18 protein-coding genes and 1 pseudogene are annotated in these 22,139 nt (G+C 72.3%); 9 read left to right on the forward strand and 10 right to left on the reverse strand.

Features of this window, described 5'->3' with window-relative positions; all coding sequences use genetic code 11:
* Positions 1-5: 5 nt before the first annotated feature.
* Genes ACQ86M_RS01755 through ACQ86M_RS01770 form a run of 4 tightly spaced genes read right to left on the reverse strand, consistent with a single transcriptional unit; the run spans position 6 to position 4,224 of the window.
* On the reverse strand, positions 6-1,550 hold the full coding sequence (locus tag ACQ86M_RS01755) for a DUF2142 domain-containing protein (RefSeq protein WP_431246833.1): 1,545 nt from the start codon (positions 1,548-1,550) through the stop codon (positions 6-8).
* A gap of 4 nt (positions 1,551-1,554) precedes the next feature.
* Positions 1,555-1,932, reverse strand: coding sequence for a DUF2304 domain-containing protein (locus tag ACQ86M_RS01760; RefSeq protein WP_431220454.1), 378 nt, complete (start codon positions 1,930-1,932; stop codon positions 1,555-1,557).
* Positions 1,932-2,666, reverse strand: a complete 735-nt coding sequence (locus ACQ86M_RS01765) for a glycosyltransferase family 2 protein (RefSeq protein ID WP_431220455.1) — start codon at positions 2,664-2,666, stop codon at positions 1,932-1,934. Before ACQ86M_RS01765 ends, ACQ86M_RS01760 begins: the two co-directional genes overlap by 1 nt.
* A gap of 37 nt (positions 2,667-2,703) precedes the next feature.
* A complete protein-coding gene (locus ACQ86M_RS01770) occupies positions 2,704-4,224 on the reverse strand; it encodes a DUF2142 domain-containing protein (RefSeq protein ID WP_431246834.1) in 1,521 nt (506 codons plus the stop codon).
* Positions 4,225-4,323: 99 nt separating this feature from the next.
* Between ACQ86M_RS01770 and ACQ86M_RS01775 the strand changes: the two genes are divergently transcribed.
* Positions 4,324-6,180 carry a hypothetical protein gene (locus ACQ86M_RS01775; protein ID WP_431246835.1) on the forward strand — a complete coding sequence of 619 codons (1,857 nt, stop codon included), beginning with the start codon at positions 4,324-4,326 and terminating at the stop codon, positions 6,178-6,180.
* Between the two features lie 13 nt (positions 6,181-6,193).
* Here ACQ86M_RS01775 and ACQ86M_RS01780 read toward each other — a convergent pair whose 3' ends face one another.
* The gene (locus ACQ86M_RS01780; protein WP_431246836.1) at positions 6,194-7,081 is read right to left on the reverse strand and encodes a glycosyltransferase family 2 protein; all 888 of its coding nucleotides are present in this window, start codon (positions 7,079-7,081) and stop codon (positions 6,194-6,196) included.
* Positions 7,082-7,557: 476 nt separating this feature from the next.
* Positions 7,558-7,911 carry a hypothetical protein gene (locus tag ACQ86M_RS01785; protein ID WP_431246837.1) on the reverse strand — a complete coding sequence of 118 codons (354 nt, stop codon included), beginning with the start codon at positions 7,909-7,911 and terminating at the stop codon, positions 7,558-7,560.
* Positions 7,912-8,163: 252 nt separating this feature from the next.
* Here ACQ86M_RS01785 and ACQ86M_RS01790 point away from each other — a divergent pair, with 252 nt between their 5' ends.
* Positions 8,164-8,508: a hypothetical protein gene (locus ACQ86M_RS01790; protein WP_431220460.1), complete on the forward strand. Its 345-nt coding sequence runs from the start codon at positions 8,164-8,166 to the stop codon at positions 8,506-8,508.
* Here ACQ86M_RS01790 and ACQ86M_RS01795 read toward each other — a convergent pair.
* From ACQ86M_RS01795 to manA, 3 genes and pseudogenes are all read right to left on the reverse strand, one after another.
* Positions 8,450-9,739 carry an O-antigen ligase family protein gene (locus ACQ86M_RS01795; protein ID WP_431246838.1) on the reverse strand — a complete coding sequence of 430 codons (1,290 nt, stop codon included), beginning with the start codon at positions 9,737-9,739 and terminating at the stop codon, positions 8,450-8,452. The genes ACQ86M_RS01790 and ACQ86M_RS01795 overlap by 59 nt on opposite strands.
* An 81-nt stretch (positions 9,740-9,820) precedes the next feature.
* Positions 9,821-11,089 (reverse strand): O-antigen ligase family protein, encoded by a 1,269-nt coding sequence (locus ACQ86M_RS01800; RefSeq protein WP_431246839.1) that lies wholly within the window; start codon positions 11,087-11,089, stop codon positions 9,821-9,823.
* Positions 11,090-11,103: 14 nt separating this feature from the next.
* Positions 11,104-12,269: pseudogene (manA, locus tag ACQ86M_RS01805) on the reverse strand (mannose-6-phosphate isomerase, class I).
* A gap of 118 nt (positions 12,270-12,387) precedes the next feature.
* On the opposite strand from manA, the gene ACQ86M_RS01810 reads away from it, so the two are divergent.
* From ACQ86M_RS01810 to ACQ86M_RS01830, 5 genes are all read left to right on the forward strand, one after another.
* Entirely contained in the window at positions 12,388-13,566 is a 1,179-nt protein-coding gene (locus ACQ86M_RS01810; RefSeq protein ID WP_431246840.1) for an acyl-CoA dehydrogenase family protein, read from the forward strand.
* Between the two features lie 145 nt (positions 13,567-13,711).
* Positions 13,712-14,674, forward strand: a complete 963-nt coding sequence (galE, locus tag ACQ86M_RS01815; RefSeq protein WP_431246841.1) for a UDP-glucose 4-epimerase GalE — start codon at positions 13,712-13,714, stop codon at positions 14,672-14,674.
* A 187-nt stretch (positions 14,675-14,861) separates the two neighbouring features.
* Positions 14,862-15,185 (forward strand): WhiB family transcriptional regulator, encoded by a 324-nt coding sequence (locus ACQ86M_RS01820; protein WP_431220466.1) that lies wholly within the window; start codon positions 14,862-14,864, stop codon positions 15,183-15,185.
* Between the two features lie 102 nt (positions 15,186-15,287).
* Positions 15,288-16,298, forward strand: coding sequence for a glycosyltransferase family 2 protein (locus tag ACQ86M_RS01825; protein ID WP_431246842.1), 1,011 nt, complete (start codon positions 15,288-15,290; stop codon positions 16,296-16,298).
* A gap of 2,208 nt (positions 16,299-18,506) precedes the next feature.
* Positions 18,507-19,856, forward strand: a complete 1,350-nt coding sequence (locus ACQ86M_RS01830) for a DUF5719 family protein (RefSeq protein WP_431246843.1) — start codon at positions 18,507-18,509, stop codon at positions 19,854-19,856.
* 98 nt (positions 19,857-19,954) lie between these two features.
* Here ACQ86M_RS01830 and ACQ86M_RS01835 read toward each other — a convergent pair whose 3' ends face one another.
* Positions 19,955-20,398, reverse strand: coding sequence for a metallopeptidase family protein (locus ACQ86M_RS01835; protein ID WP_431220469.1), 444 nt, complete (start codon positions 20,396-20,398; stop codon positions 19,955-19,957).
* A gap of 42 nt (positions 20,399-20,440) precedes the next feature.
* Here ACQ86M_RS01835 and ACQ86M_RS01840 point away from each other — a divergent pair, with 42 nt between their 5' ends.
* A complete protein-coding gene (locus ACQ86M_RS01840) occupies positions 20,441-20,650 on the forward strand; it encodes a DUF3499 family protein (protein ID WP_431220470.1) in 210 nt (69 codons plus the stop codon).
* Between the two features lie 38 nt (positions 20,651-20,688).
* Positions 20,689-22,113: a phosphomannomutase/phosphoglucomutase gene (locus ACQ86M_RS01845; RefSeq protein WP_431220471.1), complete on the forward strand. Its 1,425-nt coding sequence runs from the start codon at positions 20,689-20,691 to the stop codon at positions 22,111-22,113.
* Positions 22,114-22,139 lie beyond the last annotated feature (26 nt).

Here is a 22,139-nt window from a genome sequence, read left to right on the forward strand (position 1 = left end):
CGCGTCTACGCGGCGACGGGCACGGGAGCGACCCCGGCCGCCACCGGGAGGCGGCGCGACGCTCGGACTGTCAGCCACACGCCGACGCCGAGCAGCAGGGCCGCGAGCAGCAGCCACAGCAGCACCCCGCCCGGAGGATTCCACGGCGGCGCTCCGACGAGCATGACCTTCAGCGAGCCGGTCGGGCCGACGGTGTAGCGGCGGAGCGTGTTCTCGAACGCGTAGAACTGGGCCACCGCGAGGGCCGTCATGGTGACGAGCGTGGCCCGGCGCAGCCAGCGCGCTTCAGGCGAGAGCTCGAACGCGTGGTCGAGTGCCACGGCGAGTCCGACGCAGAGGCCCACCAGCAGCGGCAGCGCGTAGCGGCCCTGCCAGATGATGCCGCCTCCGGTGATGTACGCCGCCTGCACCAGGGGCGGGATCAGCACGTACGCACCGAGCAGGGTCAGTGCGAAGACCAGCAGCCGTCCGCGCAGCAGACACACCGCCGCCAGCAGGGGTGCGCCGATGAGGGCCGCCCAGACGAAGAACACCTCCGGCGGGGCGGGCGTGTCCAGCCAGCCGAAGAGCCCGATCGCGCCGTGCGCGTACTCGATGGTGCGCACGAAGGTGATCCAGAAGCCGCTGAGCGGGTTGGTGCCGAGGCCGGGGAAGTGCTGAGGCGTCGTGTCGGGGTTCTCCACCGCGTTGTAGAGCGAGTTGCTGCCCAGCGTCCACCCCATCGCGAACACGGTGCCCAGCGCGACGACTGCGGCGGCGATCCACACCGGTCGTCTGCGCAGCAGGTCGCGCAGGATCGTCAGGGGAGCGAGCAGAAGCGGCACTGCGATCGCGAGCAGCACCCAGAGCGGTGACAGCCCGCGGGCGTTGACGGCGAACGCACCGGACACGGCCACCACGACCGCGCGCACGGCGAGCCGCTCGGGGCGCGGATCGAGCACGATGGCCACCATCGCGGCGAACAGGGCGAGCACGGCGGTCGCCTCGACGGCCGTCGGGTTCACCGAGCCGCCGAGGAACAGCAGAGCGGGCGTGGTGGCCAGCGCGAAGCCGAGCAGCGTGATGGCACGGCGGGGGAGCGTCCACAGCATGGCGAAGCCGAGGGCGGCGAACAGCGCGGCCAGGATGCCGCTGACCACGCGCATCGCGTAAACGCCCGCCGTGTCATGGAACAGCAGGGACGGCCAGCCGACGACGAGGTAGTACGCCGGGTTGTAGAGCCCCGCTGTGGTCGGCGCCGTCGTGAGCGCGGCCGGGTCGGACGGCGCGGGGGCCGCATCCGGTCCACGGGTGACGCAGTCGGCGGTCCGCTCGTAGTGGAACGCGGTGCAGGTCTCCTGGGCGGTGCGGGCGATGTACCCCGGCACCGTCACGAGGTTGCCGTGCGAGGAGGCGGGCCCCACCCACTCCCCGCGCACCACGCTCGCCGCGCGGATGATGTGGGCCGGTTCGTCGGGCGACGCGGCCACCGGGGTCGCCAGGGCCCAGCAGGCGCACAGCGCCGACAGGAGCGCCCACACCACGAGGAGCGGACGCCAGATCCCCCTCACCCGGCTACTCCTGCTCGCGGCTGAGCTCGGCCACGCGCTGTTCGAGCTGGCTGATCCGAAGATCCTGCAGGGCGCTCCGCTCGGCCAGGGTGCGCGACTTGCTCTCCAGCGTGGTCAGCTCCGAACTGTGCTGGATGCAGACCAGGAAGAGCACCGCGATGCTGACGAAGAAGACGAGGTTCACCGGCGCGCCGACGCCGATCAGGTCCGCCGCCCAGTTGAGGATCGCCGGGAAGACGCCGATCAGGAGGGCGAGCGTGCCGGCGACCATCCACCAGATGGCGTGCCGCTCGCGCATCCGGCCGCGCCGGAGCATCTCGATGACCACCGCGAGCGTGAGCAGCGCGGCGAGGATTCCGAAGATGTAGCTGGTGAGGGACATCAGGCGGTCGCCGTCTCCTTCAGGGCAGTGCGGGGGCGCATGAGCGCCACGAGCAGGGCGATGAACGCGCGTCCGAGATAGACCGTGGACTTGATGAAGTTGTGCGAGGGCTGGCCGCCGGCGCGTGGGCGCATGGCGACCGGCACCTGGCGGACGCGCAGCCCGGCGCGACCGGCGATGACGAGCGCCTCGATGGTGTCGCCCAGGTACTCGGCCGGGAACGAGTGCGCGAACAGCGCGATCGCCCGCGGGCCGTTCGCCTTGAAGCCGCTCGTCGTGTCTTTGAGCGGGGTGCGGACGACGCGGCTCAGCACGGTCGACAGCACGCTCATCGCCCACTTGCGCGGGCCGCGCACGGTGTAGTCGCCCTCGCCGGAGAACCGGGCGCCGATGACCAGGTCGGCGTCGTCCAGCCCGGCCAGCAGCGCCGGGACGAGGCCCGGATCGTGCTGCCCGTCCGCGTCGATCTGCACCGCCACCGAGTAGCCGTTCTCGACCGCGTACTGGAAGCCCAGGCGCAGCGCTCCGCCGACGCCCATGTTGAACGGCATCGAGGCGACCTGCGCTCCGGCTGCGCGTGCGACCTCCGCCGTCGCGTCCAGCGAGCCGTCGTCGACGACCAGGACGGCCGCGCCGGGGAGCTTCTGCCGGACCTCGGCGATCACCGCTGCCACAGACTCCTCTTCATTGAAGGCGGGCATGACGATGAGAGTGTCGGAAAGGGCGAAGGGCATGGCAGTCACGGTACTAGATGGGGGATGAGCGAGCGCTCTATTCTCGCACGGGCCGCGCCGCGACGGCGCGGTCGAGGAGCCACGCGCCCACGGCCGCGGCGGCGGTCAGCGCGATGGCCAGGGCGATCCATCCGCCGGGCGGCTGCCACACGGGCGCACGGAGCAGGTCGAGCCAGGTGCCCGTGCTCGTGAGGCCCGTGACGTAGCGGCGCAGCATCCACAGGAACGCGCCGGCCTGGCCGAGCACGAGCAGGATGAGCGCCACGCGCACCACGGGCCGCAGCCGTCCCGCAGGCTCCACGGCCGGACGGGCGCGGTCGAGGCCGATGCCCGCGAGCACCAGCAGCATAACGGCCGGCGCGAGGGTGTACCGGCCCTGCCAGATGTAGCCGGCGACGCCGATCACGGCGGCCTGCGAGAGCGGCGGGACGAGGAGGAGCGCCAGCGCGATCGGGAGGGCGGCGAGGGCGGTGCGACGGCCGCCGAGCACGAGACCGGTCAGCAGCAGGGCGCCGCCGACGGAGGCCCAGACCGCGATGGCGATGGCGGGGGACGGGATCTCCAGCCAGCCGAACTGGGCGATCCACCCGTTCATGAACGAGAAGGTCTGGTCGAACGCCCACGAGAAGCCCTGACCCCAGGTGCTGCCGGCGCCGATCGGCTGGTAGGCGGGCGTCAGCGGGCGGGGCCGCAGGTAGAACAGCGCCACCGTGCCGGTCACGGCGACGACGATGCCGACGGCAACCCAGGTGGGCCACCAGCGGAACACCCGTCGCAGCACCGCTCCCTCGGAGAGGATGAGCGCGGCGACGAGGGCGAGCAGCAGCCAGAGCAGCGCGATGCTCCGGGTGTTGACGAGCAGGATGCTCACCACCGTCACGCCCGCGAGCCGCCAGGCCAGCACTCCGCGCGAGGACGCGCTGCCGAAGGTCGCGGCGAGCAGCGCGAAGGCGGCGGCGGTCGCGGCGACCTCCAGGCCGTTCGGGTTCACGGTGCCGCAGAGGAACAGTGTCATCGGCGTGACCCCGGCCCCGAGCGCGAGCGTCGCCCAGCGCCGCCGCGGGAGGGACCGCACGGCGACGAACGCGAGGGCCAGCAGGGCGGCGCAGAGCGCGGCGCCCGCCAGGCGCATCGCGTAGAGACCCTTCGCCCCGTCCAGGGCGATGGTCGGCCAGCCGACGGCGAGGTAGAAGACGGGCGTGCTCACTCCGGTGGAGGAGTGGCCGGTGGCGGGCGCATCCTGATGGGCGATCGGCGTGACGCAGGCGGGTGTCCGGGTGATGTCGCGCTTGAAGCACGGCATGTGCTTCTCGAGCTGCGCGAAGTACTCCGAGACGCGGAGATCGAGCGTGCCGGGGACGGCGGTGGACTCCGGGCCGAAGAGCTGCCCGTGGGCGGCCGCGTAGGCGCGCATGGCGTGCGCGGGCTCATCGGGGCTCGCGCCCTGCGGTGTCGCCAAGGAGTACGACCCCATCATCAGGAAGAGCACGCCGAAGGCCAGCCAGAACGTCGCCCACGCTCCTCGCGCACCGGTCCGGGGGCCGGGCTGAGCGGTCATCACGGCATCCTGTCGATCGCGGATTCGCCGCCCCGGCTCGTGAGGTAGTTTCGAGTGCGGGCGGCGGACCGCCCGGGCGGGCTGGCGGAAAGGGAACAGGTGGACGATACCATCCGGCGTTCTCCCTCCCGGTTCTGGGTGGCCGGCGTGCTGTTCGCTGCGACGCTGATCGGCGTCGTGCTCGCGATGGCCGGCGCGACGGTGTGGGTGCTCGCCGCCGCGTCCGCGCTGTCCGTGGCCGCCGCGCTCCGCTCGCGCCCGGTGGGTGTCGCCGCCGGCGTCGTCGTGCCGCTCGCGGTGAGCGCCTTCGCGGTCCGGGTCTTCCACAAGGTCGGTCTGGGCCTTGCGGCGGGGAACCTCCTCGTGCTCGTGCTCATCGCGCTCGCGGGATGCGCCGCCGTCGTGTTCGGCACGGGGTACCGGCCGCCCTCGCGTCGCGCCTGGGGGACCGCGCTGGCCGCGGGCGTGCTCCCAGCCGTCACCGCCGCGGTCTTCTGCGCGCTGCCCCTGCTGCGCGACGGGCACGCGCTGTCGTGGGCGATGCAGAACGACGCCGTCTGGAACCTGGTGCAGTCGCGCTTCCTGATCGCCGACGACGGGCTCATCCCCTCCCTCCACCCCAACGTCTCGCCGCTGGTGTCGGTGCTGATCGCCGCCGCGATGGTCACCGGGCGCGCTGCGCCGGACGCGCCGGGCCTGCTCCAGCACGACATCGCCGCGATGGCGGGCGTGTTCGCGGCGACGACCGTCGTCGCGGCGTTCCTGGCCGGTCTGACCGCCGGCCAGCTCGTCCGCGGCCGTCACCCCGTGCTGCGCTCGATCGCGGCGGTGCTGGGCTCCGCGCTGATCCTCTCGTGGTTCGTGGCCGGGTTCTCGTTCCAGTTCGGCTTCTACAACGTCATGCCCACGCTCGCCTGCCTCTTCGCTGCCTGGCTCGCCTGGCGGGGAGCTCGCCGCACGCCCGTCGCCGCGGTCTGCGTGCTGTTGCTGGATGCGACCGCGCTGCTCGGGCTGTGGGCCTTCCTCGCGGCGATCCCGCTCACCCTCGCCGCCATCGCGGGTGTGCGGTGGCTGACCGGACGTCCGTGGCGGCAGGGGGTCGGCTGGGTGTTGTGGGCGGCTCTCGCCGTCTCGGCGCTGCAACTCCTCGGCTACGTCGTGCTGTTCTCCCTGCCGGACCTCCGCCAGGAGCACAGCGCCCTGGCCCAGGGCGGATCGATGGCCCCGGTGACGCCCGCGCTGCTGTTCGTGCTGGCCGGCATCGCCGTCGCCCTCGCCGCCGCCACGGCCACCTCACCCGGCCGGCGATCCGACCTCCTGGGCGTGCTCGGCGTCGTGCTGCCGGCCCTCGCCGTCTACGCCTATCTCGCCGCCAGCGTGGGGCCGGGGCAGTACGGCTGGGGCTACTACCCGGCCAAGCTGGTGTGGTTCCTCGGCATCCTGCTGCTGGTGCTGGTGCTCGGGATGGCGCTCGACCGGATCGCACCCGTCGCTCTGACCGTGTGGAGGCGTGTCGCCGCGGTCGGCGGCGTGCTCCTGGCCGTCGTCGCGACCGCCGCGAGCGTGGTGCCCAGCCAGCCGACACCGGGAACCCTCCTGCCGTACCTGGACATCGTGCACGGCCAGGGCGTGGCCTCGGGCGACGCCGTCCTGCCGACGCTGTTCGCGCTGAAGGATCCAGCGCATGCCAAGACGATGCTGGCCGGGTACTCCGACTGGCGGGCGGACGGATTCGTCAACCTCTGGCTGCTCGGGGCCTCCGCCACCAGGGACGGCGACCCGATCCGTCCCTTCGGCTACTCGATGCGCGCCGACGACCCGAAGCAGGTGTGCGCCGCGCTGAAGGTGTGGGGGACGGGCGTGACCGTCCGCACCCGCGACTCCGGCCTCGCTGCCGACCTCCGGCGCCTGTGCCCGGATGCCGGCGCACGGGTCGAGACCGGCTCGATCCGCTAGAGCGCCGGGGCCGTCACCAGCCGCGCAGGATGTGCCGGCTGAGCGCCCGCAGGCCGCTGCCGTCGCGCTTCGCGATCGCACCCGGCAGCTTCGTCGCCGCGTTCAGCCGCGACGACCAGTGCGCACCGGCGACCCGCGCGGCGCGCCGCCAGCCGCGGGCCGTCAGCCGCTTCTTCGCATCCAGGAAGAAGGCGCGCTCCTCGTCGAAACGGGTGCCGTCCTGGGCCGTCCACGACGAGACGCTGCCCGCGTGGCGCCGGTAGCGGAACGTGTGCTCGGGCAGCAGCACGAGGCTGCCCCCGTCGAGCACGATGTCGAGCTGGAGGGCCAGGTCGAGCACCACGTCGAACGCGGCGTCGAAGCCGTGCCGGCGCACAGCCTCCGTGCTCCAGCAGATCGAGGGGAAGTAGGTCCAGTTGCCGCGCAGCAGGCTGACCGCCAGCTCCTGACCGGACATAGTCACGGGCTCCGTGTGCGAGGGCCGGTACCAGGCCTTCACCCGGTCGGCGAGCGGCAGCGACGGCTTCCCGTCGTCGCCGATCACCGTGACGGCGGGCTGGTAGTAGGAGCCGCCGGGGTGACGCGCGATGGCGGCGTGCATGCCGGCGACGTAACCCGGCTCCATCAGGTCGTCGCATCCCATCAGGACGAAGTGCCCGGCCCGCACGAGGTCGACGGACTTGCTGAAGTTGCCGCTCACGCCGAGGTTGGCCTCGTTGCGGACGTACTCGATGCGCGCGTCTCCGAGCGACGAGACCCACTGGCCGGGCGCGGTGTCGGGGTAGACGTCGTCGATCACGACCAGGCGCCAATCGCCGTCGGTCTGGGCCCGAACGCTCTCCACCGCGTCGCGGAAGAGGCCCGGGTCGCCGTAGAACGGCATCATGATGTCGATCGTCACTGCGTCCAGACTTTCGTCGTAGGGTTGGCGTGCCGCGAGCGCGGCCGCCGTCCATCCTTTCACGCGCCACGGGAGAGACCCATCACCGCCTTCGAACCGCTCAACGAGCCCATCCCGGACATCGAGGAGGCGTCGGCGCCGCGGTCCGCTCGCTCGTCGGTGGTCCTGATCCTGGGCGCGACGGCGATCTCCGGCATCGCGGGCTACGTCGTCACCTGGCGCGTGTACACCGAGGTGGGCGCCGCCGGCTACGGCGTGTTCTCCGTCTTCTGGTCGGCGCTGTTCCTGGTGGTCGGCATCCTGTTCGGGCTGCAGCAGGAGTCGACGCGTGCGACAGCCCAGACGGTGGTTCAGGATGCCGCGGCCGCGCCATCCTCCCGCCGCACCTCCCTCTGGGCCTTCGCCGGCGTCGCCGCGCTGGTCGTGGGCGTCGTCGTGATCGCGACGAGCGTGCTCTGGGCCGTGCCGAGCCTGGGTCAGGCGAACGCCGGATTGGCGTGGTTCGTCGCCCTCGGCGCCGCCCTCAACTGCCTGGTCGCCGCCGCTTCCGGCGTCATGGCCGGCGCCGGGATGTGGCGGCAGCTCGCCGCGATCGTCGCCCTGGACGGCCTCCTCCGCGTCGTCGGCGTCGTGGCCGTGCTGAGCGTCACCCACGACATCGTCCCGCTGGCGATCGCCGTGATCGCGCCGTTCCCGGTGTCGCTCGCGATCGTCTTCCTCACCGCGCCGCGCGCGCTGGTCGCCAACGCCCGGGTGGCGTTCGGCGTGCGGGCGCTCGTCGGCAACACCGGCCGCACCATGCTGGCCGCCTCCGCGACGGCCGTGCTCATCAACGGGTTCCCGCTGGTGCTGTCGTTCTTCGCGGGGCCCGCGAACCACTCCGACCTGGGCTCCCTGGTGCTCGCGGTGACGCTGACGCGCGCGCCGATCCTGGTGCCGCTGACGGCCCTGTCCAGCTTCCTGGTGAGCCGCTTCTCGCATCACCCCGAGCGCACCGGCCGCACGATGGCCGTGCTCTTCGCGGGCATCGCCGCCGTCATCCTTCTGCTCTGCGGCGCTGCATGGCTGTGGGGGAGCCGGTCATGCACGTCGTGTTCGGCGAGCAGTTCGACCTCTCGGCGGGCGTGCTCGTGGCGCTCATCGCCTCCTCCGGCCTCATCGGGGCGCTGTTCGTCAGCGGGTCCGCCGTGCTCGCACGCAACCTCCACGGCCTCTACGCCGTCGGCTGGGTGGCCGCCTCCGTCGTCACGCTCGCCCTGCTCTTCGTGCCGCTTCCCCTCGCCGGGCGTGCGGCGCTCGCGCTCGCCGCCGGCCCCGCCGTCGGCCTCGCCGTGCACCTGGTCGGGATGCGCGCCATCGGCCGGGGCGTCAGCTCGCGTCGCGGTGCGGCAGCCGCAGCCGCCAGCTCATCCCCTGCGAGGCCTTGACGGTGCAGATGACGAGCAGCATCCATCCGGACTCCACGAGGATGGAGCTCTCGAAGACGCTGGTCACGAGCAGGGCCACGAGCACCAGCGGCGCCCAGGCGTAGACCGTGCTGCGGCGGTTCGAGGCCAGCAGCCACGAGCGGCCGAACGCCAGCGCGATGAGGGCGACGAAGAGCAGCAGGCCGATCAGGCCCACCTGCAGGTAGACGTCGAGGTAGGCGTTGAGCCCGTCCGAGTGGTACACCCCGGTGTTCGCCTCGATCGCCGTGAACGGGTAGAGGTCCGTCGGCCAGGAGCCCACCCATCCCCAGCCGATGATCTGCTGCACGGGGATGAGCTGCCAGATCTGGATCCACAGCTGGTAGCGCACCTGGAAGTCGGCGCGTGCGTTGAGCAGGTCGATCACACGCGTGCGGTAGATGTAGGCGACGATCAGCACCGCCACGGTCAGGATGGCCAGCCCCCACTGGTAGTAGGGCCGCTGCTGCGCGGGCGCCTTCCGCATCAGGTACAGCGCGAGGGTCGCCAGTCCGACCACCACCGACACCGCGGCGATGACGGGGGAGTGGGCGAGCAGGATGCACAGCCCGGCGAGCGTGATCGAGAACGCAGCCACGGGCGGGCGCACGGACCGCGTGCGCAGCTCGACCAGGAACGTGACGAACGCGATCAGGGCGACGATGCTGAGCTGGTTGCGCGTGCCGAACAGGCCCTGGATCGGACCGCCGGCGGCGATGTTGCCCTGGATGCCGAGGAACGGGATGGGCGCGTCGAGCAGCAGGCCGCTCAGCACCTCGAGCGACAGCGACAGTGTCAGCAGGAACCGCAGGGCGTCGCCGACGACGCGGACGATCTGGATCGCGTCGCGCACGAGGGCGATGTACACGGCGAGGAACGCGAAGATCAGCTGGTAGATCACCGCGCCGGAGGTGGCCCACTGGTACTGGCTCCACAGGATGGAGAGGGCGCACCAGCCGACGAACAGCAGCGCGGAGACGGGAAGGAGCCCGTGCCACTCGATCAGCCGCCACTGCGCGGCGAACGACACCGCGGCAAGCGCGACCAGCACCGAGAGCGCGCCGATCAGGCCCGGCCAGCCGATGAGGCCGCGGATGGCGTGCGTCGAGAACCCGGTGACCACGGCGAGCAGGGCCAGCGTCGAGGTGAACCGGGCGGAGCCCAGGAACTCGGTCACCGCGGGCGGCACCAGGGTCCGTCGGGGCGTTGCCATGCGAACAGACTACGGGGCGTCAGTGCGCGGTCCGCTTTGTGGACACGGCGAGCGTCACGAGGAGCGCCCAGCCTCCTTCGATCAGGATGCGGCTTTCGGCGAAGCTCTGCGCGATGAGGGCGGCCAGCAGCAGCAGGGGAGGAGGTCCGTCGCCGTGTACGGGCGCTCGTCCGCGACGCTGAAGCGGTGCCGGTCGACCGCGAGGAACCAGGAGCGGCCGAGCGTGCTCAGCACCAACAGGATGAACACCACGAGCCCGATCACGCCGACCTGCATCCACACGTCGAGCCAGGCGTTGTGGGCCTGGAGGTACTCCACGCCGTTGCGGGTGGCCAGACCGTCGAACGGCTTCACCCACGGAGCCCAGTAGCTGATCCACCCCCAGCCGAACACCGGGCGCTGCTGCGCCAGGCCGATCACCTTGCTCCAGATGTCGAGGCGTCCGGTGAGGTCCTCGCTCTTGCCGAACAGCGCGGGGATGCGCGGCGCGAAGACCGAGACCAGGACGATCACCGCCGCCAGGGACGCGAAAGCCACCACGTAGACCGGCGTCCGGCGGTCGGGGCCGACCCGCCGAGTCCACAGGGCGAAGCCGAGCACGACCGCCGTGGCCAGGGTCGCCGCGATGACCGTCGCGGAGCGGGTCAGTGCGAGCTCCAGCACCGCGATGACGAGCCAGATGGCGGCCGACCCGTGACGCGTGGTGCGGTCCGCCACCTGGATGCCGAACACCACGATCGCGAGCAGCGCGATCATCGCGAGCAGGTTGCTGTTGCCGACGATGCCCTGGATCGGGCCGCCGTGGAACAGCAGGTCGCGGCTCCAGTAGAACGCCTGCGGGAGCTTGCCCGACGGCACCGCCTGCGCGGGCGTCAGGGGCAGGACGGGCTGCCGGACGAACAGCGCCACCACCAGCTCGAAGACGAGCGAGAGCCCGAGGATCCAGCGGAACGCGTTGCCAAGGGCGCTGAGCAGCCCCCGGCGGGTGAGCCGCAGCGCGAGGAAGAGCCCGCCGAGCGTCGTCGCCAGCTGCGCGATGACGCCCAGGGCGCTCGCCCCCGGGTACGCGGACCACGCGATCGAGATCACGCACAGGGCGAGGAAGAGCAGCAGCGTCTTCGGCGTATTCCGCCAGCGGAATGTCGGCCGCGACCGCCACAGCAGCACACCGCTGATGACGGCCAGCGCGGCGGCGAGCACGAAGTATCCGGGCCAGCTGATCAGGTTGCGCCAGAACTCGCCGGCGAACAGCGTGAACAGCACGAGAGCGGCGAACACCGCCTCGCCGGTGCCGGAGGCCGAGCGCTCGGCGCGGATCCGGTCGCTCAGGGCGGTGGTCGGGCTCGTCACTTCCGCAGGATAGCTCACCGGTTCGGCGTGGCCACGAACAGCGTCCCCGGGCCGTTCGCGATCGACAGGGTGCCTTCGTCGGCGGTCACCACGGCCGCCTCGCCGCGGGCCAGGCGCAGCGACCCTCCGGCGCCGGTGAGCTCCAGCGTCCCATCGGTGCAGAGCGCGATGGCGGTCCCGGTCAGCGGCAGCTCGGTCGACGGCACGTCGGCGTCCAGCTGGATGCGCGACAGCTGGAAGTCCGGCACATCCGGCCGGAACACCTCCACACCGGCCGCCGGATGCTCCGGCGTGAGCGGAGTGGCGCGGATCGGCGAGAAGTCGAGCACGGAGACCAGCTCCGGCACGTCGATGCGCTTGCGGGTGAGGCCGCCGCGCAGCACGTTGTCGGACGCGGCCATCAGCTCGATGCCGAGCCCGCGGAGGTACGCGTGGATGTTGCCCGCCGGCAGGTACAGCACCTCGCCGGGCCGCAGGGTCGCCCGGTTGAGGAGCAGCGCGAGCACGATGCCGGGGTCGCCGGGGAACGCCTCGTCGAGCATCCGCACGGTGTCCGCATCCCGGTCGCCGGGGAGCGCGCGAGCGGCGGCGACCACCTCGGCCACCAGCAGGTCCACATCCGTGTCGCCGCCCAGCAGCCACTCGGTCGCGCGACGCAGCACCGCGCCGGGCTCGCCGTCGAGGGTGCGGGCGAAGCCCGAGAGCACGGCCCCGCCCGGGGAGGCCGCCGCCAGCCGTTCGAGCGCGGCACGGCTCTCCGCCGGGTCGCGGAACCCGCACAGCGCCTCGAACGGGTCGCTGAGCGCGAAGATCAGCTCCGGCTTGTGGAACGGGTCCTTGTAGTTGCGGTCGGGCGAGTCCGCGGCGAGCCCTGCCGCGTTCTCCCGCTCGAAGCCGGCGCGCGCCTGCTCGGGCGACGGGTGCGCCTGCAGCGACAGCGGACCGTCGGCGGCCAGCACCTTCAGCAGGTACGGCAGGTCGCTCGTGCGCTCCCACGCCGCCAGATCGGCCGCGCCGTCCGCCAGGGCCGGGTCGAGCACGCGGGAGGGGAGCCGGGATGCGCGCCCAGCCACAGCTCCGCCTCCGGGCCGCCACTGGGCTCCGTTCCGAGCAGGCCGGCGATCGCGGTGGTGGACCCCCACGCGTAGTCGCGCGGAGTGTTGCCGATGCGCACAAACATGCGTCCTCATCCCTTTCGTCGCGTTGGACCAAACTACCAATCGCTTTGTCGCACGCGGCTCGCCTTCCCTAGGCTGACGGGCGCCCGACCCATCCACAGTGGACGCAATGGAGCAGACATGCCCTTCGAGACCATCGCCGGCGACTTCTACGGCTACGAGAACCTGCTGACCGACCGCGAGAAGGAGTTCATCGCGACTCTCCGCGCGCAGCTCGAGTCGGAGGTCAAGCCGATCGTCAACGAGTACTGGGAGAAGGCGGAGTTCCCGCACCAGATCATCGACGTGCTGCACCGCAACGGCGCCATCGGCCTCGGCTTCGCGGAGACCGCCCCGTTCGAGAACTCGGCCGTGTTCCGCGGCTGGGTCGCTCTCGAGCTCGCCCGCATCGACGCGTCCGTCAGCACCTACGTCGGCGTGCAGAACGGCCTCGCCCTCGGCGCCATCGGCGTCTGCGGCTCGGACGAGCAGCGGGCGGAGTGGCTGCCGAAGCTGGCGAGCGGCGAGGTTCTCGGGGCGTTCGGCCTGACCGAGCCGACCTCGGGCTCGGACTCCGCGCAGGGCCTCAAGACGGTCGCGACGCGCGACGGCGACACCTGGGTGCTGAACGGCTCCAAGCGCTGGATCGGCAACGCCACCTTCAGCGACATCACGGTCATCTGGGCGAAGAGCGCCGAGGACGGCCAGGTCAAGGGCTTCATCGTCCCGACCTCGACCCCGGGTTACACGGCGACCAAGATCGAGGGCAAGCAGTCGCTGCGCATCGTGCAGAACGCGGACATCACGCTCGAGAACGTCGTCGTGCCCGAGTCGCTGCGGCTGCAGAACGCGAACAGCTTCAAGGACACGGCCCGCGTGCTGCGCCTGACCCGCGCCGAGGTCGCCTGGGCCGCGGTCGGCGTCGCCGTCGGCGCGTACGAGGCGGCGCTGCGCTACACGAAGGAGCGCGTGCAGTTCGGCAAGCCGATCGCCTCCCACCAGCTCATCCAGGACCTGCTGGTCAAGTCTCTGGGCAACATCACCGCCTCCATCGGCCTGTGCACCCGCGTCTCCGAGATGCTCGACGCCGGCGAGCAGCGCGACGAGCACTCGGCGCTGGCGAAGGCCTTCGCGACGTCGAAGATGCGCGAGACCGTCGCCTGGTGCCGGGAGGCGCTCGGCGGCAACGGCATCGTGCTCGACTACGACGTGGCCCGCTTCTTCGCCGACGCGGAGGCGCTGTACTCGTACGAGGGCACGCGCGAGATGAACACCCTGATCGTCGGCCGGGCGATCACCGGCCAGGCGGCGTTCGTGTAGCGCTTGGCGCACGGAGGAGGCTCGCGGCGACGCGCCGGAGCATCGCAGGGAGCGGAGGACGCAAGGTCGTCGCCGCACACGGTCTCCTCCGTTTTCCGCGGCCCGCTAGGGTGGGAAGCTCCATCGAGCAGCAGGAGGACCGCCCGTGGCGTGGTTGGTGACCGGAGGAGCAGGCTACATCGGAGCGCACGTCGTGCGGGCGTTCCGGGAGCAGGGGATCGACGTCGTCGTGGTCGACGACCTGTCGAGCGGGCACGCGGAGTTCGTGCCAGACGGCGTGCCGTTCTACCGCGGCACCATCCTCGACGGCGGGCTGCTGCGGTCGATCTTCGCCGAGAACGCCATCACGGGCGTGGTGCACGTCGCCGGCTTCAAGTACGCCGGGGTGTCGGTCCAGCGTCCGCTGCACACGTACGAGCAGAACGTGACCGCGACCGCGGTGCTGCTGGCGGCCATGCAGGAGGCCGGGGTGGATGCGATCGTGTTCAGCTCGTCCGCCGCGGTGTACGGCACGCCGGATGTGGACATCGTCACCGAGCCCACGCCGAAGAGCCCCGAGTCGCCGTACGGCGAGTCCAAGCTGATCGGGGAGTGGCTGCTGCGCGACCAGGGGGTCGCCGCCGGGCTGCGCCACACCTCCCTCCGCTACTTCAACGTGGTCGGGTCGGGCGACGTGAGCCTGCGCGACACCAGCCCGCACAACCTGTTCCCGCTGGTGTTCGACGCCCTCGCCGAGGGGCGCACGCCCCGCATCAACGGGAACGACTACCCGACGCCCGACGGCACCTGCGTGCGGGACTACATCCACGTGGCCGACCTTGCGGTGTCGCATGTGGCGGCGGCCAAGCGGCTGGATGCGCGCGAGCCGATCGAGCCCGTCTACAACCTGGGCAGCGGCGACGGCGTCTCGGTGGGGCAGATCATGTCGACGGTGGCCGAGGTCACCGGAATCGGCTTCACCCCAGAAGTGGGGCCTCGACGTCCGGGCGACCCGGCGAGGATCGTGGCCTCAGGAGAGCTCGCCGCGCGCGATCTCGACTGGAAGATGCGTCACACCCTCGACGAGATGGTGCGCAGCGCCTGGGAAGCACGCCAGGCGGCGTCCTGACACCGGTTCCGGCCGAGCGGACCGTACCGGGCGTGTCGCGATTGTTGTCGTTCACCGGCGCGTCGCGAACTCTCGACCAGCGGTCAAGGCTTTACGATTCGCGACTTGACGTGAGCGAATGACAACGGTGTAATTAGTGGCACACGGGAATCTCGTGTTTCAGCAGTTCATGGGTGGGGAGTCCGATATGCCAGTTCCCGAATATCGTGCCGGGGTACCCGACGACTGGTTCATCGACCCGGTCCGGCTCGGGGTCCCGGGAGTCCGGTCAGCGGAGGTCGACGACGACAACCCGCTCGCCTGGCAGACCGACGCGCTCTGCGCACAGACCGACCCGGAGGCGTTCTTCCCCGAGAAGGGCGGGTCGACCCGCGACGCCAAGCGCATCTGCACCTCGTGCGAGGTGCGCTCCCAGTGCCTCGAGTACGCGCTCGCCAACGACGAGCGGTTCGGCATCTGGGGCGGGCTGTCCGAACGCGAGCGCCGCAAGCTCCGCAAGCGCGCCGGCTGACCGCCGGCTGACACGGGCCGGCCGCGCCGAATTGACCGCAATGGCGCGCCGCGCCCGGCCCAAAGACGCATTCGGCGTGGCCCCGACCTAGGCTGACTCCCGATGTATCCGAGAGTCACCGCCATCGTCGTCGCCCAGAGCGGCGGCCCCCACCTGCAGCGCACTCTCGACGCCCTCGCGGCCCAGACCCGTCGCCCTGACGCCGTGATCGCCGTCGATTGCGCGTCCACCGACGACGCCGCGCGGCTGCTCGCCGAATCCCGGCCGACCCAGTTCCTCTCCCTCCCCGAGAAGCTGCCGTTCGGCGCAGCGGTCGCCGCCGCCGTCCGCGTCCTTCCCCCGACGTCCGGGCCCGAGCAGCTGCTGTGGCTGCTCGCGCAGGACACCGCCCCCGAGCCGCAGGCCCTGGAGGCCCTGCTCGCCGCCCTCGAGGTCTCCCCGTCGGTCGCGGTCGTCGGACCGAAGCTCGTCGACTGGGACGACCCCGCCTTCATCCGCGAGTTCGGCGAGGCGATGACCCCGTTCGGCGCGTCCGTGCCCCTGGTCGAGAACGAGCTCGACCAGGCCCAGCACGACGGACTCAGCGACGTGCTCGCGGTCTCGAGCGCCGGGATGCTCGTCCGGCAGGCCCTCTGGGAGCGGCTCGACGGCTTCGACCCGGCCCTTCCCGCCATCGACGACGGCCTCGACTTCTGCACCCGTGCGCGCCTCGCCGGCTTCCGCGTCACCCTGGTGGCGCAGGCGCGCGTGGCGATCGCCGGAGATGGGCTCGCCGGCCCGAACCTGTCGCGCAAGTGGACCGTCCGCCGCCGCCTGGCGGGGAGCGCCGTCGCGCGCAGCTGCACCGACGCATGGCGTACGCGCCCGGCTGGGCGGTGCCGCTGCACTGGCTCACGCTCGTGCCGCTCGGCATCCTGCGCGGGCTGGTCCGGCTGTTGCGCAAGGAGCCGGGCTCGATCGGCGGAGAGCTCGGCGCGGCGTTCCGCGTCGCGTTCTCCGGGATGGCGGTCGGCAACGCCCGGCGCCGGCTGTCCGCCGCGCGGGAGGTGGGCTGGGCCGCCGTCGCGCCCCTGCGCATCCCGTTCGCCGAGGTGCGTCGCGCCCGTGCGCTGAAGCGCGAAGCCGCGACGGTGGCGCAGCAGGGCGAGCGTCAGGACCTCGACTTCTTCGGGACCGGCGGTGGATGGGCGGTGCTCGCCGCGCTGCTCGTCGGCATCGCGTTGTTCTTCCCCCTGATCGGCTCCGGTGCTCTCGCCGGGGGCGGGCTGCTCCCGCTCGATGCGTCGGTCGGGCAGCTCTGGGCGGACCTCGGCTACGGCTGGCGGGATGTGAGCCTCGGCTTCACGGGCGCCGCCGACCCGTTCTCCGCGGTGCTCGCGGTGCTCGGCACGCTCACGTTCTGGCAGCCGTCGCAGTCGGTCGTGCTGCTGTGGCTGGCGGCGCTTCCGCTCTCCGCCCTGGGCGCGTGGCTCGCCGCCGCCCGCCTCACCAGCCGGGGGACGCTGCGCGCGTTCGGCGCCCTCGCCTACGCGCTCGCTCCGACGATGCTGGTCGCGCTGCAGGGCGGCCGTCCCGCCGCGGTGCTCGCTCACATCCTGCTGCCCTGGCTGTTCTTCGCCGGTCTCGCCGCGCGCCGGTCGTGGGCGGCCAGCGCCACCACCGCCCTCCTCGCAGCGGCGACGGCGGCCTGCGCGCCCATCCTGATCCCCGCGCTCCTGATCGCGTGGATCGCGGCCCTGGCCTTCGGCGGGCGTCGCGTGGCGCGGCTCGCGTTCATCCCGCTGCCCGCGCTCGTGCTGTTCGCCCCGCTCGCCGTGCAGCAGATCTCGCGCGGCGCCTGGCTGTCGATCTTCGCCGACCCCGGAGTGCCGCTCGATGCCCGGCAGACGCCCGCCTGGCAGCTGGCGCTCGGCTTCCCCGACGGGATGCTCGGCGGATGGCATGCGCTCGCCACCAGCCTGTCGCTGCCCACGACGTCGGCCAACATCCTGGTTCCGATCCTGCTCGCGCCGCTCGGCGTGCTGGCGATCCTGGCGCTGTTCCTGCGCGGCACGGTCCGGGCCATTGTCGCGCTGCTCGTGGCGCTCGCCGGCTTCCTGACAGCCGTCACCGCGCTGCACCTGCAGATCGCCGTCTCCGGCGGCACGGTCGTCCCCATCTGGCCGGGCAGCGCCGTCGGCCTGTACTGGCTCGGGCTCATCGGCGCGGCGGTGCTCGCCCTGTCGGCACTCGGGCGCGCGGCCGTCTACCCGGCCTGGGCCGCCATCGCCACGCTGGCGATCGCCGCCCTCCCGATCGGCATCGTCACGCTGAACGGACACGCCGCGGTCGCCGAGAGCGACGGGCGGACCCTTCCCGCGGTCGTGACCGCCAAGGCGGCGACGCAGCCGCGCGCCGGCACGCTGCGCATCGTCCCGCAGCCGGGCGGCGGCATCCGGGCCGACATCGTGCGGGGCAGCGGTCAGACGCTCGACGACCAGTCCACCCTGGCCGACACCGAACGCGGCCTGAGCGCCGGGCAACGCGACCTCGCCCAGCTCGCGGGCAACCTGTCGTCGCGCAGCGGCTACGACGCCTCGGCGCAGCTCAAACGGCTCGGCATCGACTTCGTGCTGCTGACGCCATCCGCGACCGCGCTCGGCTCGACCGACACCGCGGCCGCCGACGTCACCCGCTCACGTGCCGAGGTGGCGATGGATGCGAACCCGCTGCTCGCCCCCGTCGGCGCCACCGGCACGGGCCGGCTCTGGGCGTTCGACCGCGCCACGGCGACTGTTCCCGCCGCCGCGCAGATCCCGGCCGGAGCGGGCGGCATCTGGCGCCTGATCGTGCTGCTCGTGCAGGGCGTCGTCATTGGGGTCACGCTGCTGCTCGCCATCCCGACCACGCGCTCCGCCGACCGGGTGTCCGAGCTCTCCGCCCGGCGTCCGCGCCGTACGGAGACAGAGCGTGCGGTCGAACCCGATGACGAGCCCGAGCGTCCCGTCGCTGCCGCAGACGGCGTGGCCGACGAGAGCCTGGACGAGTACGAGGCGGAACCGGAGCTGGAGGCCGTCGTCGAATCGGCGGAGCAGGAGGAGGTGCCGGAGCCGGTCGAGCCCGCGGCCGAGCCGGAGCCCGTCGCACCCGAGCCGGAGCCCGTCGCGCCCGAGCCGGAGCCCGTCGCACACGAGCCGGAGCCCGTCGCGCCCGAACCGGCCGCCGATCGCCCCGAGGAGCGCTGGGAGGAGCGGGTGACCACCCCGCCCGGCCCGACGACGCTCGAGGACGGACTGGAGGAGACCATCATCCGACCCCGCGCCCGTTTCGAGGGAGGCGACCGTGGCTGACCGCAAGGGCCTCACCCGCATGGGGATCCGCGCCGCCGGAGGCCTCATCGGCCTCGGCGTGGCCGTGGTCGTGGTCGGCGGCGCGACCCTGCTGCCGCTGCCCGACTTCGCCATCGGCGCGCCCGCGCAGACCGTGACTCCGGTGCCCGCCGACCAGCAGCGAGTCTGCCCGGGGCCGCTCCTGGCGCTCGCCTCGGATGCGGGAGCGGCCACCCGGCCGAGCGCGCTCGGGGCGCCGGACCTCTCCTCCGCTGCCGACGACGCGGACGTCCGCACCTCGCCGCTGAAGCCGGACGCCGACAGCCGGGACTCGGACGAGGCGCCTCTCATGGCCTCCGTGCCGACGCCGCAGGGCGCCACCGCACCACCGCTGTTCGCCGCCGCGCAGTCGCAGACCGCCACCTCGCAGGATCTCGCCGGTCTGGCCGCCGCGGCGTGCGCCGAGCCGAGCCCGGACACCTGGCTCGTCGCGGGCGCCACGTCCCTGGGTCAGACGAGCCTCGTGCTCCTGTCGAACGCGGGTGCGGTCGACGCCACGGTCGCCCTCTCGATCTACACCGAGTCGGGCCCCGTCAGCGCGCCGGGCGCCACCGGCGTGGTCGTGCCCGCAGGCTCGCAGAAGGTCGTCCCACTCGCCGGACTCGCCCCCTCCGCCTCCGCACCGGTCGTCCGGGTGCAGACCACGGGCGGCGAGGTGACCGCATCGTTGCAGCAGAGCTACGAGCAGGGCATCCAGCCGCGCGGTGCGGAGATCGCCGGGGCGACCGGCGCGCCGGCGCGGCAGCAGGTCATCCCGGGCGTCACCCTCGCCTCGTTCGCCGCCATCCAGAGCGCGCAGTCGGCGGAGGGCGTCGGGGTCGACTTCCCCGTCGTGCGGCTGCTGGCCCCGGGGGACAGGGATGCGCAGGTCACCATCGGCGCGGTCGGCGAGACGGGCACCGCCGCGGGCGACTCGTACGCCACGACGGTGAAGGCCGGAACGGTCGCCGAGGTGCCGCTCGACCACCTGAAAGACGGCAGCTACACCGTGACGGTCAACGCGAACGTTCCCGTGGTCGCCTCCGTCCGCACCTCGGTCATCGGCTCCAAGGCCCGGGACTTCACGTGGTTCTCGTCGGCGCAGCCGTTGCAGAAGGAACTCCTCGCGTCGGTGCCGTCGGGCGGCTCGGCCACGCTCCACTTCGCCAACGCCGGAGAGGCCGACCGGACGGTCACCGTGATCGGGCTCGGCGGCGGAGGGAAGCCGACGAAGCTGACCATCCCGGCCGAGGGGGCGCGCTCATCAAGGTCGCCCCGGGCGGCTACCGGATCGCCGGCGCGGACGGCCTGCACGGCAGCGTGAGCTTCGCGGCCGACGGACGCGCGAGCAGCTTCGTCCTCGCGCCTCCCGGTCCGCTGGCGGCGCCGATCACGGTCTACCCGAACTAGGCGCGCCCAGCCTCAGAAGTGCCGGTAGCGGTCCGGAGCGAGGTCCCACGGGTCCTTGCCGAGCAGCTCGGCGACGGCGCGGAAGACGCATCCCTCGATGTACATGCGGCGGTGCAGCTCGTCGTCGCGGTGCAGCTTCGTCAGCCGCTGGATGGGCACCCGGTAGAGCACGATGCGCCGCTGCGACGCATCCACCCGCCACCGGTCGACGCCGTCCGCCCCGGTGTTGCCGATCGGGGTCGCGGCGACCTCGAAGTGCACGTTCGCCAGCTCCTCCGGCCAGACCCCCTTGAGGTAGTCGGCGGTGGACGCGACCGTCATGTCGAAGAAGTCGATCCGGTTCTGCAGCATGGGCAGGTGCGGGCCGGTGACCGGGCCGCGAGCGCCGCGGCCGTGCCTGCTCCGCCAGCGGCTGGTGGCCGGGGGCTGGCTGCTCGTGCGGCGGTTGCGGGGCATGTCGCCATCCTACGTCCGCGGCTCTCCGGTATCCTGAGCCCGATGTTGAGCCGTCCCTGTTCCCGTGTCGCGTGCCCGCGCGACGCCGTGCAGACGCTCACGTACGTCTACGCCGACTCCATGGCCGTCATCGGACCGCTGAGCCTGTCGCACGAACCGCACTCCTACGACCTCTGCGCGATCCATGCGGAACGGCTCTCCGCGCCCCAGGGCTGGCAGATCGTGCGGCACGTCGGCGTCACCGAGGGCTGAGCCCGCGCCCGCGGGAGCGCTAGCGGTAGGTTAGGGCCATGAGCAGCCCCAGGGATCCCCGTCTGAACGCCGTCGTCAAGACCTACGACATCCGGGGCCTGGTCGGCAAGGATCTGACGGAGGATGTCGTCGAGGCCATCGCGGCCGCGTTCGTGGACGAGGTGGATGCGGCGGGCACCGACGTCATCGTCGGCCACGACATGCGCGACTCGTCGCCCGGCTTCGCCGCCGCGTTCGCCCGGGGAGCCCAGGCACGCGGCGCGGACGTTGTCTCCATCGGCCTGTGCTCGACCGACGAGTCGTACTTCGCCTCCGGCTACCTGGAGGCGCCTGCGGCCATGTTCACGGCCAGTCACAACCCGCCCACGTACAACGGCATCAAGCTCTCCCGCGCGGGCGCGCAGGGCCTCAGCATGGACACCGGTCTCGGCGCCGTCCGCGACCGTGCGGATGCGTACCTGCGCGACGGCATCCCGGCCCTCGAACGCCGCGGGACGTTCCGCGAGGAGGACGTGCTGGAGCGCTATGCGGCCTACCTGCGGTCACTGGTCGACCTGAGCGGGATCCGCCCGATCACCGTCGTCGTCGACGCGGGCAACGGGATGGGCGGCCTCACCGTCCCCGCCGTGCTCGAGCAGGCCGCCGGGCTGCCCGCGCTGCCCATCACCGTCATCCCGCTCTACTTCGAGCTCGACGGCACGTTCCCCAACCACGAGGCGAACCCGCTGGAGCCTGCCAACCTGGTCGATCTGCAGCGCGCGGTCGTCGAGCACGGCGCCGACCTGGGCCTCGCGTTCGACGGCGACGCCGACCGCTGCTTCGTGGTGGACGAGCGCGGCTCCGCCGTCACGCCGTCGGCCGTCGCCGCCATCGTCGCCCTGCGCGAGATCGCCCGGGCGCGCCGGGAGGACCCCGAGGCGGAGATCACCGTCATCCACAATCTGATCACCTCGAACATCGTCCCCGAGACGATCGAGGCGGCCGGCGCCGTCCCGCTGCGCACCCGGGTCGGGCACACGCTGATCAAGGACGCCATGCGCCGATCCGGCGCAGTGTTCGGCGGCGAGCACTCGGCGCACTACTACTTCCGCGACTTCTGGAGCGCCGACAACGGCATGCTCGCCGCCATGCACCTGCTCGCGGAGTTCGGCTCCCAGGAGCGCCCGCTCTCCGCTCTCGCGGCCGAGTACACGCCGTACGCGATGTCGGGCGAGATCAACTCGACCGTCGATGACGTGCCCGCCGCGTTCACCCGGGTGGTGGAGGCGTTCGCCTCCCGCGCCGACTTCGACGAGCTCGACGGCCTCACCGTCACCGGACACGTCGGCCAGGACGAGCCGTTCTGGTGGTTCTCGGTCCGGCCGTCCAACACGGAGCCCCTGCTGCGGCTCAACGTCGAGGCGGCGGACCAGCCCACCATGGCGCGCATCCGCGACGAGGTGCTCGAGCTCATCCGCGCCTGAGCGCAGCTCCAACGCGCATGCGACAA

This window comes from Leifsonia xyli subsp. cynodontis, from assembly GCF_050632205.1.
Classification (GTDB): domain Bacteria; phylum Actinomycetota; class Actinomycetes; order Actinomycetales; family Microbacteriaceae; genus Leifsonia; species Leifsonia xyli_D.

Excerpts from the sequence above, each read along its gene's own strand:
- ACQ86M_RS01760 (WP_431220454.1), bottom strand. The coding sequence starts at position 1,932 with ATGTCCCTCACCAGCTACATCTTCGGAATCCTCGCCGCGCTGCTCACG.
- ACQ86M_RS01765 (WP_431220455.1), bottom strand. The coding sequence starts at position 2,666 with ATGCCCTTCGCCCTTTCCGACACTCTCATCGTCATGCCCGCCTTCAAT.
- ACQ86M_RS01770 (WP_431246834.1), bottom strand. The coding sequence starts at position 4,224 with ATGACCGCTCAGCCCGGCCCCCGGACCGGTGCGCGAGGAGCGTGGGCG.
- ACQ86M_RS01785 (WP_431246837.1), bottom strand. The coding sequence starts at position 7,911 with ATGAGCACGGCCGTCGCGGAGGCGGCCAGCATGGTGCGGCCGGTGTTG.
- ACQ86M_RS01790 (WP_431220460.1), top strand. The coding sequence starts at position 8,164 with ATGCACGTCGTGTTCGGCGAGCAGTTCGACCTCTCGGCGGGCGTGCTC.
- ACQ86M_RS01795 (WP_431246838.1), bottom strand. The coding sequence starts at position 9,739 with ATGGCAACGCCCCGACGGACCCTGGTGCCGCCCGCGGTGACCGAGTTC.
- ACQ86M_RS01810 (WP_431246840.1), top strand. The coding sequence starts at position 12,388 with ATGCCCTTCGAGACCATCGCCGGCGACTTCTACGGCTACGAGAACCTG.
- ACQ86M_RS01820 (WP_431220466.1), top strand. The coding sequence starts at position 14,862 with ATGCCAGTTCCCGAATATCGTGCCGGGGTACCCGACGACTGGTTCATC.
- ACQ86M_RS01825 (WP_431246842.1), top strand. The coding sequence starts at position 15,288 with ATGTATCCGAGAGTCACCGCCATCGTCGTCGCCCAGAGCGGCGGCCCC.
- ACQ86M_RS01835 (WP_431220469.1), bottom strand. The coding sequence starts at position 20,398 with ATGCCCCGCAACCGCCGCACGAGCAGCCAGCCCCCGGCCACCAGCCGC.
- ACQ86M_RS01840 (WP_431220470.1), top strand. The coding sequence starts at position 20,441 with ATGTTGAGCCGTCCCTGTTCCCGTGTCGCGTGCCCGCGCGACGCCGTG.
- ACQ86M_RS01845 (WP_431220471.1), top strand. The coding sequence starts at position 20,689 with ATGAGCAGCCCCAGGGATCCCCGTCTGAACGCCGTCGTCAAGACCTAC.